This window comes from Streptomyces sp. HD, from assembly GCF_028369295.1.
Taxonomy (GTDB): Bacteria; Actinomycetota; Actinomycetes; order Streptomycetales; family Streptomycetaceae; genus Streptomyces.
The window spans coordinates 1-12,943 of the sequence record NZ_JAQMYP010000015.1 but is presented as its reverse complement, the minus strand read 5'-3'; the positions used below and the strand labels follow the sequence as shown (position 1 = coordinate 12,943).

At 70.8% G+C, this 12,943-nt stretch carries 13 protein-coding genes; 12 read left to right on the top strand and 1 reads right to left on the bottom strand.

Translation table 11 applies throughout. The annotated features are described in order from the left end of the window. The first annotated feature begins 40 nt into the window (after nucleotides 1–40). Entirely contained in the window at nucleotides 41–490 is a 450-nt protein-coding gene (locus POF73_RS16635; RefSeq protein WP_272115878.1) for a DUF6069 family protein, read from the top strand. 349 nt (nucleotides 491–839) lie between these two features. Further along, nucleotides 840–2,120: an MFS transporter gene (locus POF73_RS16630; RefSeq protein ID WP_272115876.1), complete on the top strand. Its 1,281-nt coding sequence runs from the start codon at nucleotides 840–842 to the stop codon at nucleotides 2,118–2,120. Nucleotides 2,121–2,369: 249 nt separating this feature from the next. Here the strand turns inward: POF73_RS16630 and POF73_RS16625 are convergent, their stop codons facing one another. Beyond that, entirely contained in the window at nucleotides 2,370–3,353 is a 984-nt protein-coding gene (locus tag POF73_RS16625; protein ID WP_272115873.1) for a LysR family transcriptional regulator, read from the bottom strand. Between the two features lie 120 nt (nucleotides 3,354–3,473). Between POF73_RS16625 and POF73_RS16620 the strand changes: the two genes are divergently transcribed. From POF73_RS16620 to POF73_RS16575, 10 genes are all read left to right on the top strand, one after another. Beyond that, nucleotides 3,474–4,457: a fumarylacetoacetate hydrolase family protein gene (locus POF73_RS16620; protein WP_272115871.1), complete on the top strand. Its 984-nt coding sequence runs from the start codon at nucleotides 3,474–3,476 to the stop codon at nucleotides 4,455–4,457. Beyond that, nucleotides 4,454–5,416, top strand: coding sequence for a cyclase family protein (locus tag POF73_RS16615; RefSeq protein ID WP_272115870.1), 963 nt, complete (start codon nucleotides 4,454–4,456; stop codon nucleotides 5,414–5,416). Before POF73_RS16620 ends, POF73_RS16615 begins: the two co-directional genes overlap by 4 nt. A gap of 153 nt (nucleotides 5,417–5,569) precedes the next feature. Beyond that, the gene (locus tag POF73_RS16610; protein WP_272115868.1) at nucleotides 5,570–6,733 is read left to right on the top strand and encodes an FAD-dependent oxidoreductase; all 1,164 of its coding nucleotides are present in this window, start codon (nucleotides 5,570–5,572) and stop codon (nucleotides 6,731–6,733) included. After that, nucleotides 6,730–7,740, top strand: coding sequence for an amidohydrolase family protein (locus POF73_RS16605; RefSeq protein WP_272115866.1), 1,011 nt, complete (start codon nucleotides 6,730–6,732; stop codon nucleotides 7,738–7,740). Before POF73_RS16610 ends, POF73_RS16605 begins: the two co-directional genes overlap by 4 nt. A 9-nt stretch (nucleotides 7,741–7,749) precedes the next feature. Then, entirely contained in the window at nucleotides 7,750–8,688 is a 939-nt protein-coding gene (locus tag POF73_RS16600) for a VOC family protein (protein ID WP_272115864.1), read from the top strand. 114 nt (nucleotides 8,689–8,802) lie between these two features. After that, entirely contained in the window at nucleotides 8,803–9,774 is a 972-nt protein-coding gene (locus POF73_RS16595; RefSeq protein ID WP_272115862.1) for a fumarylacetoacetate hydrolase family protein, read from the top strand. After that, nucleotides 9,771–10,514: an SDR family NAD(P)-dependent oxidoreductase gene (locus POF73_RS16590; protein ID WP_272115860.1), complete on the top strand. Its 744-nt coding sequence runs from the start codon at nucleotides 9,771–9,773 to the stop codon at nucleotides 10,512–10,514. Before POF73_RS16595 ends, POF73_RS16590 begins: the two co-directional genes overlap by 4 nt. 22 nt (nucleotides 10,515–10,536) lie before the next feature. After that, nucleotides 10,537–11,292 carry a CoA transferase subunit A gene (locus POF73_RS16585; RefSeq protein WP_272115859.1) on the top strand — a complete coding sequence of 252 codons (756 nt, stop codon included), beginning with the start codon at nucleotides 10,537–10,539 and terminating at the stop codon, nucleotides 11,290–11,292. Next, nucleotides 11,292–11,927 carry a CoA transferase subunit B gene (locus POF73_RS16580; protein WP_272115858.1) on the top strand — a complete coding sequence of 212 codons (636 nt, stop codon included), beginning with the start codon at nucleotides 11,292–11,294 and terminating at the stop codon, nucleotides 11,925–11,927. The genes POF73_RS16585 and POF73_RS16580 overlap by 1 nt, the downstream gene beginning before the upstream one ends. Before the next feature lie 21 nt (nucleotides 11,928–11,948). Next, complete coding sequence (locus POF73_RS16575) at nucleotides 11,949–12,521, top strand: hypothetical protein (RefSeq protein ID WP_272115856.1); 573 nt, start codon at nucleotides 11,949–11,951, stop codon at nucleotides 12,519–12,521. Nucleotides 12,522–12,943: the final 422 nt, after the last annotated feature.

Sequence of the window (12,943 nt, the reverse complement as noted above, 5' to 3'; positions counted from 1 at the left end):
GCTGCACCTGTCGTTCTTGAGCTCTCCACAGGAGGTCCCCATGTCCGGTTCCGTCCCCGAAGGCGTATCGTCCGCCCCGCCCGCGCCGCGCTCCCGCGGCCTGACCGTGGTCGCGGGGCTTCTCGCGGCGGCTGTCGTGGCCGTCCTCGGAAACGTGGTGGTCGCGGTGCTCGCCCACGCGGCGGGGGCGTCGGACGACTTCGCTGCGCTGCACCTCTCCGCGTACGCGCCGCTGACGGTGTTCGGCGTCGTCCTCGGCGCCATCGGCTGGGCGGTCGTCCGTCGTCTCGCCAAGCACCCGGCGGGGCTGCTGCGGTGGCTGGTGCCCGTGCTCGTGGTCGTGTCGTTCGCGCCCGACCTGTCCCTGCTCGGTGGCGGCACGCCCGGCAGTGGGCCGTTGGCCGTCGCTGCGCTCATGGTGATGCATGTGGTGGTCGCGGTCGTCGCCGTCGCCGCCTATCGGCGCGTCCTGCCGCTGCCTGTCCGCTGACGCTGCCTGGCGTGCGCGACCGTGCCGACTGCCGACTGCCGACTGCCGACTGCGGGCGGTGTCCCGGGAGCCGGGACGACCGAGCTCCGGGACACCACTGTTCGCGCGCAGGAACGGCCGTGCACGTCTTTCGTCCGCGTGACGGTTACCCATCCCATCCACCGCGTGGATAACCCGGATACGGGATTCGGATTGCGCTGGGGATGGCACCGGCGCCTTGGCGCCCCCATAGTCGTCGCTACCGCACGCCGCTGTCCGGATGCCGCCGACGTGCGAGTCCCCAGCATGCCGTGCGTCGTCGGCGCCCGTGAGGCATGCCCGCTCCCTTACGCCGTTCCCTGGAGTCGCCATGCCCGGTTCCGTGCCCCCGCCGCCTCCCGCCGCGGTCGATGCCACCGCTCCGTCAGCCGTCGCCGTGTCGGGCCCGGCCCATCTGCTGCGGGTGACCCTTCTGATGGCGGGCAGCTGTCTGCCGATCCTGGGGGCGGTGCTGATCGCCCCAGTGCTGCCGAAGATGCAGGACCACTTCGCGTCGGTCCCGGGGGCCGAGGCGCTGGTGCCCCTCGCGCTGACGGTCCCGGCGCTCGCGCTGGCGCTGCTGGCCCCGTTCGCCGGTGTGATCGTGGACCGGGTAGGCCGCAAGCGCCTGCTGGTCGTGGCGGCCCTGCTGTACGCCGCGTTCGGCACCGCCCCGCTCTGGCTGGACTCGCTGGGCGGCATCATCGCCAGCCGCGCCCTGGTCGGAGTCGCCGAGGCCGCGATCATGACAGCCTGCACGACCCTGATCGGCGACTACTACAGTGGTCGGCAGCGGGTGAAGTACCTCGCCCTGCAGACCATGTGCGCCTCGGCATCGGCCACCGTCTTCTTCGTGCTCGGCGGCGCCGCCGGATCGGCGGGCTGGCGCATGCCCTTCTGGGTGTACGCCGTGAGCCTGCTGCTGGCCCCGCTGATGGCAACCGCCCTGCCCAACCCGGCGGCCCGTGCGGACGGCGACGAGGTCCCGGCCGCGGCTCCGGCCGAGGCGGAGGCCCGCCGCCCGTTCCCCTGGCGGCAGCTGGCGGGCATCTGTGCCCTCACCTTCTTCGGGGCGATCGTCTTCTACACCGTCCCGGTGGAGATGTCGTACCTGCTCGACGACCTCGGGGTGGAGAACACCGGCGTGATCGGACTGGCCACCGCGATCGCCAGTGCCGCCACCGTGGGGGGAGCGGTCACCTTCGCCCGGCTCAAGCGTTCTCCCGACCCGATGCTTCCCGTCGTTCTCGCGGTCTGCGCGGTCGGCTTCGGGGTGATGTTCCTCGCGGGCAACGCCCCGCTGCTGGTCATCGGGGCGGTCGTCAACTGTGTGGGCACCGGCATGCTGCTTCCCGCCCTTCTCACCAGTGCCATGTCCCGTCTGTCGTTCGAGGACCGCGGCCGTGGCACGGGGCTGTGGACGGCGGCCTTCTTCGGCGGTGAGTTCGTCTGCCCGCTGGTGCTGCTCGCCGGGGAGGCTGCCATCGGCAGTCTCCCCGGTGCGGTGGGCGTGCTGGGGCTGGCCGCCGCCCTCGTCGCGGCGGGGCTGTGGGCGGCCCGCCGTCGTACGGGTGCCGTCGATCCCCGGTCGTTGCCGGAGCAGTTGGCCTGAGGGGGGCAGGCCGGTGTACGGGCGCTGTCGGTCCTTGGCCGTTGCTGGAGCGGTTGGCCTGAGGGCGCGCGGGCCGGCCGTTGTACGGATGTCGTCCGTTCCCGGCTGTTGCCGGAGCGTTGGCCTGAGGGCAGCAAGGTCCGCCCGCTGTACGGGTGTCGTCCCCAGCGGTTGCCAGGAGCGGTGGTTCTGAGGGCGGCCAGTCCGCCCGCCGACAGCGCGTCGCTCACGGGCTGCCGCTGGGCCCGGTCAGAGCCGGCCCGGCGGCAGCCCCGCGCTCTGGTCGACGGTCACGGCCTTCCCTGGGCCCTTGCCGTTGCTGTAGCCGTTGCCCGCCAGCGTCATGCCCACCTCCGCGGCCTTCTGCCGCAGCCAGATGTGGCCCGCGTCCTGCGCGTGCACCGGGTGCCACCACATCGCCTCCCGCACCGGTACCGCCTCGAACGGGCAGGGCAGGACGCGCACCGCGGCGGAGCGGACCGCCTTGCGCGCCAGGCGCTCCTGGATCATCGCGATCCGGCGGGTGCCCTCGACCATGTGGGGCAGCAGCTGGAAGGTCTGCACGGACACCTCCACCTGGGGACTGATCCCTATCATGCTGAGCTGGCGGGCGGCCGGGGCGTCGTAGGGACGCTGGTAGACGGCCCAGGGCAGACGCCCCAGCTGGTCCAGGGTGAGTTCGTCACCGATCTCGGGGTGATCGTCGGCGACCAGGAACAGCCAGCGGTCCTGGTGGAGGTCGACGGCGGGCAAGCCGTCGATGACGCCGTGCGGCATCAGCAGTCCGTCGACGGTGCTCAGCACCGCGGCGGTGTTCTCCACGACGGACGGTGCCGGGTGCTGGAAGGTGAGCCGGATGCCGGGCGCTTCCTCGTGCAGGGCGCGGGCGAGTGCGGCACCGAACACGGCCGCCCCGTAGTCGGAGGCGAGCAGGGTGAACTCACGTGACTCCGCCGCCGGGTCGAAGTCGGCCTGGCTGGCGAAGACCCGTTCCAGCAGGTCGCACGCGGTGGCGCTGCGGTCGCGCAGGGCGGCGCCGAGCGGGGTCAGCTCGTAGGCGTTGCCGGTGCGGGCGAGCAATTCGTCGTCGAAATGACGGCGCAGCCGGGACAGCGCGGCGCTCATGGCCGGCTGGCTGAGGCCGATGCGCTCGCCGGCCCGGGTGACATTGCGCTCCTCCAGCAGCGCGCGAAGGGCGAGGACCAGATTGAGGTCGAGTCGGGACAGGTTCACCGGGCAACCACCTAGCAGCGAGAGTCATCCATGTCATGGATTCGGCGCATCCACAGGATTGATTTCCGTGATTAACCGATCGGGGCCAGAGTAGACCGCAACCCAGCAGGAGGAAATCAGATGGCAACGCTCGCGCAACCTGCCGGCCCGTTCGCGCTCGGCACGTTCTCCGCTCAGGACGGGGAGTCGTTTCCCGGCCTCCTGGCCAAGGGCCGGGTACTCGACTTGAGCAGTGTCCTGGCCTGGGCACCGTCCAGCGTGCGCGCCGTGGTGGAGCGGTGGAAGGAGGCCCTGCCCGTACTGCGCGTCCTGGCGGACGAGGACGCGCACGGCTGGCGGCCACTGGAGAGCCTGCGGGTGCACGCCCCCATCGAGCCGCGGCAGATCTTCCAGTCCGGCGCCAACTACCGGCAACACGTGATCGACCTGGAGGTCGCCCACCGCTCCCCGGACGACCCGCGCACGGTCGAGGAGGCCCGCGAGGAGATCGCCGCGGTCATGGACCGCCGGGCCGCCGAGGACCTGCCGTACGTCTTCATCGGTCTGCCGAGCGCGATCACCGGCCCGTACGACGACGTGGTCCTGCCCGCCTGGGCCGAAAAGCCGGACTGGGAGCTGGAGTTGGCGGCCGTCATCGCCAAGCCCGCCTACCAGGTGACGGTCGAGGAGGCCCTGGAGTACGTCGCCGGCTACACCATCGCCAACGACCTCACCGACCGCGCCACCGTGTTCCGCCGGGACATGAAGGCCATCGGCACCGACTGGCTGCGCAGCAAGAACGCCCCCGGCTTCACGCCGCTCGGCCCGTGGCTCGTACCGGCCGAGTCGATCGCGGACACCGGTGACCTGCGGGTCACGCTCAAGCTCAACGGCGACACCATGCAGGACGAGTCCACCAAGGACATGCTCTTCGGAGTCGCCCGGTTGGTGTCGTACGCCTCGCGGACGGCTCAACTCCTACCCGGTGACCTGGTGTTGACCGGCAGCCCGGCCGGCAACGGCATCCACTGGGGACGCCTGCTGCGCGACGGCGACGTCATGGAGGGTTCCATCACCGGTCTGGGCGTGCAGCGCACCCGCTGTGTCGCGGAGGGAACGGCATGAGCCTGGACCGCCGCGACCCGGAGGACGCGATAGCCGAGGCAGCCAAGGCGTACTCCAACTGGGGGCGTTGGGGTGCGGACGACGTGCTCGGCACACTGAACTTCCTCGACGAGGCCAAGCGGCGCGAGGGCGCGGCGCTCGTGCGCCGCGGCGTCAGCTTCTCGCTGTCGCAGCGGTTCGACATGAACGGCCCGCAGAAGGGCTGGCGCCGGCGGACCAACCCGGTGCACACCATGCTCGACACGGGCACCGACGCGGCGCTGGGCAACCAGGGTTTCCCGCACGGCATCGGCGGCGCCGACGACGTGATCGCAATGCCGCTGCAGTGCTCGACCCAGTGGGACGGACTCGGCCACATCTTCGACCACGGATTCGCCTGGAACGGGCGGCGCGCCGACAAGGTGGTCACCTCAGATGGCGACCTCGTCACCGGCATCGAGCACATGGCGCCGCACGTCGCCGGACGCGGCGTGCTCCTCGACGTCGGCCAGGTCGTCGGCACGGACGGCGAGCTGCCCGACGGGTTCGCCATCACCGAGGAGCACCTCACCCGGGCCGCCGAGGCCCACGGGGTGACCGCCGGCCGCGGCGACATCGTGCTCGTCCGCACCGGACACCTCGCCCGCGCAAGGCGCGACGGCTGGGGCGACTACGCGGGCGGCCCCGCGCCCGGCCTGTCGTTCACCACCGCCGGCTGGCTGCACCGCACCGAGATCGCCGCCATCGCCACCGACACCTGGGGCTTCGAGGTTCGGCCGAACGAGTTCGACGACGCCTTCCAGCCGCTGCACCAGGTCGTCATCCCCAACATGGGCCTGCTGATCGGCGAGATGTGGGACCTCGACGCACTCGCCGCCGACTGCGCCGACGACGGCGTGTACGAGTTCTGGCTCACCGCCGCTCCCCTCCCCATCACCGGCGCCGTGGGCTCCCCGGTCAGCCCGATCGCCGTCAAGTAACCCGCACCACTGCCGGATGCGCCGTTCCCCGGACAGCAGCGGCACATCCGGCCCCGCACCCCCGTCCCCACCTCTGGCCCGCACTCGCAGCGGGCGAGCCGCAGCCCCCGCCGCCCGAAGTCGCGCGGCCCAACCCCGGGAGGAATCCCCGACATGGCTGACAGCCGCACTCTCCCCCAGCCTCCGGCCGGGGGCACACCCACCGTCCTGGTCATCGGCGGGGGCGCCTCAGGCAACGCCGTCACCATCCTGCTGCGGCGCGCCGGCATCGCCGTCGACCTGATCGAGGCCAAGCCGGACTGGAACGCCACCACCGGCTCCGGCATCACCCTCCAGGGCAACGCCCTGCGGGTCCTGCGCGAACTGGGCGTGTGGGAACAGGTGAAAGCCTCCGGATACGCCTTCGGCTCGCTGGGCGTGACCGCTCCCGACGGTACCGTCCTGTTCGTCGCCGAGGACATCCAGACCGGCGGGGAGGACCTGCCCGCCACCCTCGGCATGCAGCGCCCCCAGCTGCAGCAGATCCTCATCGACACGGTCCGCGCCTCCGGCGCCGACGTTCGTCTCGGCACCACCGCCGAAGCGCTGGAGCAGGACGCCGACGGCGTCTCGGTGCGCTTCAGCGACGGCAGCGAGGGCAGATACGACCTGGTGATCGCCGCCGACGGTCTCAACTCAGCCACCCGCGCCGCGATCGGCATCACCGACAAACCCGAGCCGACCGGCATGGCCATCTGGCGCATCGCCGCCCCGCGGCCCGAGAGCGTGACGCGCACCGACCTCGCCTACGGCGGCCCCGCCTACATCGCCGGCTACTGCCCCACCAGCGAGAACACCCTCTACGCGTACGTCGTCGAAGCCTGCCGCGACCGCACCTCGATCGACCCGGCCACCTACGCCGACGAGATGCGCCGCCTGGCGCAGAGCTACGGCGGGGTCTGGCCGGAGATCACCGAGCACATCACCGACCCGAAGAAGGTCAACTACACCTGGTTCGACCACCTGCTGGTCGAGGACTCCTGGCACCGGGGCCGCGTCGTGCTGATCGGCGACGCCGCCCACTGCTGCCCGCCCACCCTGGCCCAGGGCGCGGCGATGTCCCTGGAGGACGCCCTCGTCCTCGCCGAGCTGCTCACCAGCGGACGGGACTGGGACGACGAACTGTTCCAGGCCTACCACGACCGCCGTATCCCCCGGGTGCGCACCGTCGTCGAGGCGTCCATGCAGATCGGCCAGTGGCAGCTGGACGGCGTACGCGACGCCGACATGGCCGGGCTGGTCGGCCGCACCATGAACCTCCTCAAGGAGCGCCCGTGACCACCACCGCATCCTCCGCGCCGACCATCGACGTCCACGCCCACCTCCTGCTCCCGGAGGTCGAGGAGGCCGTCGCCGGTCATCCCGGTCTCGCCGCGGCCCGCGCCCTCGACGCGCGCCGCAACGGCCCGGCGGCCCTGGCAGTGAACGGTCCGATGGTCGGCGCGCGCGTGCCGAAGCTGACGGACGCCGCGGTGCGCCTGACGGCCATGGACGCGCAGGGCGTGGACATCCAGCTGGTCAGCCCCTCGCCGTCCCACTACCACTACTGGGCCGAGCCCCAACTGGCCGAGACGGTCTGCCGACTGGCCAACGAGGGCACCGCCGCACACTGTGCGAAGGCTCCCGACCGTCTTCACGGCCTGGGCCTGGTCCCGCTCCAGCATCCCGACCTCGCGGTCGGCTTGCTCGACCACGCCCTGGACCAGGGGCTGAGGGGCGTGGAGATCTCCTCGCACGCGCCCGGCCACGAACTGTCGGACCCGGCGTACGAACCCCTCTGGTCCCATGCGGAGGAGACGGGCGCCTTCCTCTTCCTCCACCCGTTCGGCTGCACCCTCGACGAGCGCCTGGACCGGTGGTACCTGTCCAACACCGTCGGCCAGCCCACCGAGAACGCGGTCGCCCTCTCCCACCTGATCTTCTCCGGCGTTCTGGACCGTCATCCGGGTCTGAGGCTGATCGCGGCGCACGGCGGCGGCTACCTGCCCACCCACATCGGCCGCTCCGACCACGCCTGGCGGGCCCGCCCCGACGCCCAGGGCTGTGAGCGGGAACCGAGCAGCTATCTGAAGCAGCTGTACTTCGACTCCCTCGTCCACGACCCTCAGGTGCTGCGGGAGCTGCTGCGAGCGGTCGGCCCGGAACGGGTCCTGCTCGGCTCCGACTTCCCCTTCGACATGGGCAGCGACGACCCGCTCGGCGCGCTGCGCGCCGCGGACCTGCCCGACCACGACTTCCACGCGGTGCGGGGCGGCAACGCCGCCGCCCTGCTCAACCTCGACTGAGGAGCCCCCATGAGTAACCGCCTGCTCACCCACCTCCGCCACGTCGATCTCGCCGTACCGGACTACGACAAGCAACTCGACTTCTACGCCGGCGTCTGGGGCCTGACCAAGGTCGCCGAGGACTCCGGCATCTCCTTCCTGGCCGCCGAGGGCTCCCCCGAGCAGTACGTCGTCCGGCTGCGCAAGGCCGACGAGAAGCGTCTGGACCTCGTCTCCTACGGCGCCGCGAACACGACCGACGTGGACACCCTCGCCGAACAACTCCTCGCGGCCGGCGTGCAGTTGATCTCCCAGCCGGGCACGGTGGACACCCCCGGGGGCGGGTACGGCTTCCGGTTCTTCGACGTGGACGGGCGCACCATCGAGGTCTCCGCCGACGTCGAGGTGCGGCAGCACCGCAAGATCGAGGAGAAGGAGTCGATCCCGGTCAAGCTGTCGCACGTCGTCCTCAACTCGCCGGATCTGGACAAGACCAAGGCCTGGTACGAGGAGCACCTCGGCTTCCGGCTGTCCGACACGCTCGGCCATCCGCACATCGGCGACGTCATGCACTTCATGCGGATCAGCAACCAGCACCACTCCATGGCCATCGCCAAGGGCCCGCACACCTCGCTGCACCACATCTCCTTCGAGATGCGCGGAATCGACGAGTACATGCGCGGCTCCGGCCGTGTCATCCGCTCCGGCGCCCGCAAGATCTGGGGTCCGGGCCGGCACATGGCGGGCGACAACACCTTCACCTACTTCCTCGACCCGCACGGCAACACGGTCGAGTACACGACGGAGTTGGAGCTGCTGGACGAGGACACCTGGCACCCGCACGTCTACGACTTCTCGAAGCCCGAGGTCACCGACCAGTGGGGCACCGCCAACCCCATGAACGAACTGGTCACCAAGGAGTCCTTCAACGACGTCGACCGCGGCGTCTTCGTCGCCCCGCCGGTCTGATCGGCGAAGCCCTGAGTCCCCGGGGGCGCGGTGACCCTGTCACTGCCCTGACTCCCCTGCCGCGCCCCCGGCCTTCGTGCCACCCCTCACGCCGACAGCCGACAGGAAACTGCCATGCGTTTCGCCACGTACGAGTACCGCGACCGATGCCAGGTGGCCGTCGTCTCAGAGGACGGCACTCTCCACCCCCTGCCCGGCGTCAGCTCACTGACCGGCCTGCTCGCCGAGGGTGGCGGCCTGCCCGAACTGCTCGACGCGGGCTCCGCGACCCTCGACGTCCCGGCCGGCCCCCACGTCTCCGACGTACGCCTGCTGGCGCCGCTCCAGCCGCCCACCGTGCGGGACTTCGTCACCTTCGAGGAACACGTCGAGGGCGTACGACGGTCCGTGGACGGGGCTGCCGGGGTACCGGAGCGGTGGTACGCGGCCCCGACGTTCTACTTCGGCAACCCCTACGCGATGTACGGGCCGCACGACGACATCCCCATGCCGCCGGGGTCGAGCGTGCTCGACTTCGAGCTGGAGGTCGCCGCCGTGATCGGAAAGGAGGGCCGCGACCTCACCCCCGAGCAGGCCCGCGACCACATCGTCGGCTACACCGTCTTCAACGACTGGTCGGCCCGCGACCTGCAGTCCGCCGAGATGAAGGTCGGCCTCGGCCCCTGCAAGGGCAAGGACACCGCCACGACGCTGGGTCCCTACCTGGTCACCGCCGACGAGCTGGAGAGGTACCGCGACCCGGACGGCTTCCTGAGGCTCGCGCTCACCGCCTCGGTGAACGGCGAGATCGTCGGCAAGGACCTGCTGTCCAACATGAGCTGGACCTTCGAGGAGATGACCGCCTACGCCTCCCGCGGCACCGTCGTCCGCCCCGGCGACATCCTCGGTTCCGGGACCTGCGGAAACGGCGGCTGCCTCGCCGAGCTGTGGGGTGTACGGGGTGAGCAGTCCCCGCCTCCCCTGAAGCCCGGCGACACGGTCACCCTCACCGTCGAGGGCATCGGCTCCGTCTCCAACACCGTGGTGGCCGGCCCGGACCCCATGACCGTTCCCGTCGCCCGACGCCGCACGAGGCAACGGCCGTGACCGATCTCCATCCCAAAAGGCTCCTCGGCAGGGTCGTCGTGGTCACGGGCGCGGCCGGTGGCCAGGGCGCCGCGGAGGCCGAGGCGCTGACCCGCGAGGGCGCCCGGGTGATCGCCACCGACGTCTCGGAGTCACCCGGCTGCCGCCGTATCGACGTCACGAGCGAGAAGGACTGGGCGGAACTCGCCGCCGACCTGCGTGAGGCGTATGGGCAGGTGCACGGCCTGGTAAACAACGCGGGCGTCACCTGGCGGGCCCGGATCGACGACGTACGCCCCGAGGACATGGCCCGGGTCCACGCGGTCAATGTCACCGGCCCGCTGCTGGGCATCCAGCACCTGGCGCCGCTGATGCCGCCCGGCTCCTCGATCGTGAACGTCGGCTCGTCCGCGGCGCTCACCGGCCACTACCCGGTCGCCTACACGGCCAGCAAGTGGGCGCTGCGCGGCCTGTCGCGGACCGCTGCCATGGAACTGGGGCCCCGCGGCATCCGCGTGAACACGATCCACCCCGGCTTCATCGAGACGGACATGACCGCCTCCGCGGCGCCCGCCTTTCGCGAGGCAAACATCCGGGAGACACCACTCGGCCGCACCGGCACGGTCGAGGAGGTCGCCCCGCTCGTGGTCTTCCTTCTATCCGACGAGTCGTCCTTCATCACCGGCGCCGAGATCCCGGTCGACGGCGGCCTCACGGCGCACGGCGGCGTCAAGTCGATCTCCGACGCCCTTCACCGGTAGCAGCAGAAAGGCCCTCCCACCCATGGACAAGGTCCGCGTGAGCGCGGCCGAGGCGGTCGCCGACATTCCCGACGGTGCGTCACTGGCCGTTGGCGGCTTCGGACTCAGCGGTGTACCCGAGGCCGCGATCCGGGCCCTGCACGAGCAGGGCGCGACCGGCCTCGAAGTCGTGTCGAACAACTGCGGCGTCGACGGGCGCGGGCTGGGCGTGCTGCTGGCCGCCGGACGTATCGCCCGGGTGACCGGGTCCTACGTCGGTGAGAACAAGGAGTTCGCCCGCCAGTACCTGTCCGGTGAGCTGGAGGTGGAGTTGGTGCCGCAGGGCACCCTCGCCGAACGGCTGCGCGCGGGCGGCGCGGGCATCCCCGCCTTCTACACCCCGGCGGGAGTGGGAACGCAGGTGGCGCGGGGCGGTCTGCCCTGGCGGTACGCCCCCGACGGCTCGGTCGCCGTCGCCTCCCCTCCCAAGGAGACCCGCGACTTCCACGGCCGCCCGCACGTCCTGGAGCGCGGCATCACCACCGACTTCGCCCTCGTACGGGCCTGGCGCGGCGACCGCCACGGCAACCTGGTCTTCCGCCGCGCCGCCGCCAACTTCAACCCCCTCGCCGCGATGGCCGGGCGGACCACCGTCGCCGAGGTCGAAGAGCTGGTCGAGCCCGGTGAGTTGAGCCCCGACGAGGTCCACCTGCCGGGCGTCTTCGTCCAGCGGATCGTGGCCCTCACTCCTGAACAGGCGGCCGACAAGCAGATCGAGAAGAGGACGGTACGACCCTGATGGCCTGGACCCGCGACCAGATGGCCGCCCGCGCCGCCGCCGAACTCACCGACGGCTCGTACGTCAACCTCGGCATCGGCCTGCCCACGTTGATTCCCGGCCATCTGCCGGTCGGCGTGGAGGTCGTGCTGCACTCCGAGAACGGCATCCTGGGCACCGGGCCCTACCCGACCGAGGACGAGGTCGACCCGGACCTGATCAACGCCGGCAAGGAGACCGTCACCGTCCTGCCCGGGGCCTCCTTCTTCGACTCGGCCCTGTCCTTCGGGATGATCCGCGGCGGCCACATCGACACCGCCGTGCTCGGCGCCATGCAGGTGTCGGCCGCCGGTGACCTGGCCAACTGGATGATCCCCGGCAAGATGGTCAAGGGCATGGGCGGCGCGATGGACCTCGTCCACGGCGCCCGGCGCGTCATCGTCCTGATGGAGCACACCGCCAAGGACGGAACCCCCAAGATCGTCGAGGAGTGCACCCTGCCGCTGACCGGCGAGCGGTGCGTCCACCGGGTCATCACCGACCTCGGCGTACTGGACGTCACACCGGCCGGCCTCGCGCTCGTCGAGACCGCACCCGGGGTCACCGCCGAGGACATCGCCGCCCGCACCGAAGCACCTCTGATCCGGAAGCCATGAACACTGGGGCACCATCCGCTCATGCGTAGGCGTTCCATCGAGCCACGCGTTGACGTCGGGCGGGCAGGGACCGTGGTCCCTGCCCGCCCAACGTGTCCAGAAGCGGTCGGCCGCGTAACGCTTGCCGGCGGGGAACTCGACTTCAGCCTGCGCCACCTGCTCGGCGCGATCACGATCGAACCCACGCTGATCATGTACGCGAACGCGGCCAACACCAGTCAGCTGATTGAGTTCTGCAAGCCGGCTCTCAAGGTCGGGCACCTCCCCGCGGAGGACGTGACGGCGATCGAGGCTTGGCTCAGCCGCGCAGAGAACTTCCGCAACCGGCGCAACACCATCGTGCACGCGCTCTACACACCGGCCGAATCCGGCAGCGGCGTCGAGGCGATGAACCCTCTGAAGAAGAGCCTGGGCTATCGCGCCTCTGCCGTCTCCGTCGAGGAGATGGAGACGCTGGCCGATGAGGTGACGCTGTTGCAGAGCGACATGTTCCGAGCGGGCTGGAACGCGCATGCCGCCCAGATGCCAGGCATGCAGAAGATCCCGGCGCCTGCGCCCGGGCAGACGGTCAACGGAGTCGCTGTGCCGGAGTAGCGGACCTCTCGACCACTCTTGACCCGCCACGCACGACCGGGACATCGGTGATTCCATGTGCTCCTGCAACGGCACCTTGCCGACCGAGGCTCGTCTCCGGAAGCCGGCTTTCCGTCAGCCCGTGAGAAGCGCTCCCCGCGCCTCCGAGCCGACCGCGTGCCCATAGCGTGCCCATAAGACCGGTAAACCACGGTCAACAGCGGTGCGATTTTGCGCCCTCGGACGTCACGTCACAGCACATACACCCAGGTCAGAAGCTATTCGCCTCCGCAAGCGCCGTCGCTTCCCAAGCTGAGAGCGCGAGTTCGATTCTCGTCACCCGCTCCATGTGAAACCCCCAGGTCAGAGACCCGGGGGTTCTTTGTTGTCAAGCCGATGGGCGGGGGCCGCAATTCTGCGGTGAGCCGGAGTTGGGGGGGGGC